A 1,366-nucleotide genomic window follows, 5' to 3' on the forward strand; every position below is an offset into this window, starting at 1 on the left:
CGCGGTCATGTACCTCGGCAAGATCATGGAGGTCGCGGACCGCGAGGACCTGTACGGCAACCCGCGCCACCCCTACACCCGGGCGCTGCTGTCCGCGGTGCCGGAGGCCACGGTCGACGAGACGCCCCGCGAGCGCATCCGGCTGCAGGGCGACGTGCCCTCCCCCATCAACCCGCCCTCCGGCTGCCGCTTCCGCACCCGCTGCTGGAAGGCGACGGAGAAGTGCGCGAGCGAGGCCCCGCCGCTGGTCCGGGCGGAGGGCAACCGCGCCGGCCACCTGACCGCCTGCCACTACCCCGAGGCCGCGCAGGACCCCTCCGCCACCCGGCTCTCCAAGGAGCCCGAGGCGGCCGCCTGACACCATCCCCTTCCCGCCGGCTGCCGCACGGGCGACGGAGCCTCCACGGCCCTTCGACCCGCCGGGACCGGTCCGCTCCGGGGAACCGCCGAGGGCCCGCGCCTGCGACAGGCGCGGGCCCTCGGCGCGTTCCCGGCGCCCCGGGCGCGGTACGGCCGCCGGGCGGGCCGAGGGGGCCCGGGGTTCCTCGGGGGGCTCCGGGGCCGCCCCGGAGCCGCTCGGAGCCGCTCCCGAGCCGCTCGGGGCCGCTGCCCGTCACCCGGGGCACCGAGGGCGGTGCGGGAGCCCTACGGGGGCGCGCCGGACCGTGCGGCCCGCGCCGAGCGCCCGGGGCCCGTACGGGACCCCGGCTCCCCCGGGCCGCTCCCCCGCGCGGGCACGCAAGGCCGGACGCCCGCGAGGGGCCGTACGCGGCCCGGACCCGAAGTGGCGGGCCCGGGGCCGTTGCCACCCGGCCCGCGGGCGGGCCCGGCCCCGGGAGGTCAGGCCCGGCCTCCGTCCCCCGAGACGTTCTCCGGGCCGTCCCCCGCGTCCTTCCCCGGCATCTCCGCGCCCTCTGCGGCCCCGCGCGGCACCGGGCCCGGTCCGCCCACCGGACCCCGCAGACCTCCCGGGCTCCCCGCACCCTCCGCACTCTGCGGTGCCGTCAGGGCCGGGTCCAGCACGATGTCCCCCTGCCGGGCCGCCGTCGACGGGTCCTCCGGGAAGTGGCAAGCGGTCAGGTGGCCCTCGTGGTTGCCCTCGATCCGGACCAGCGGCGGCACCTCGCTCGCGCACCTCTCCGCCGCCTTCCAGCAGCGGGTGCGGAAGCGGCAGCCGGTGGGCGGGTCGATCGGGGAGGGCACGTCCCCGGCCAGCCGGATGCGCTGGCGCCGCCCGCCCCGGTCGCCGTCCGGGTCCACCTCGGGCACGGCGGAGAGCAGGGCGTGGGTGTAGGGGTGGCGGGGCCGGGTGTAGATGGACTCCCGGTCGCCGACCTCGATCACCTTGCCCAGGTACATCACCGCC

At 79.4% G+C, this 1,366-nt stretch carries 2 protein-coding genes; one reads left to right on the forward strand and one right to left on the reverse strand.

Annotated features, from left to right (window positions below; translation table 11 throughout):
• On the forward strand, positions 1-358 hold a 358-nt coding region (locus tag ACZ7LB_RS31940), incomplete at its 5' end, for an oligopeptide/dipeptide ABC transporter ATP-binding protein (protein ID WP_471473191.1).
• Between the two features lie 482 nt (positions 359-840).
• Here ACZ7LB_RS31940 and ACZ7LB_RS31945 read toward each other — a convergent pair.
• A partial coding sequence (locus ACZ7LB_RS31945; protein ID WP_471473193.1) for an oligopeptide/dipeptide ABC transporter ATP-binding protein occupies positions 841-1,366 on the reverse strand: 526 nt, incomplete at its 5' end.

Source organism: Streptomyces sp. NPDC107521 (genome assembly GCF_055598485.1).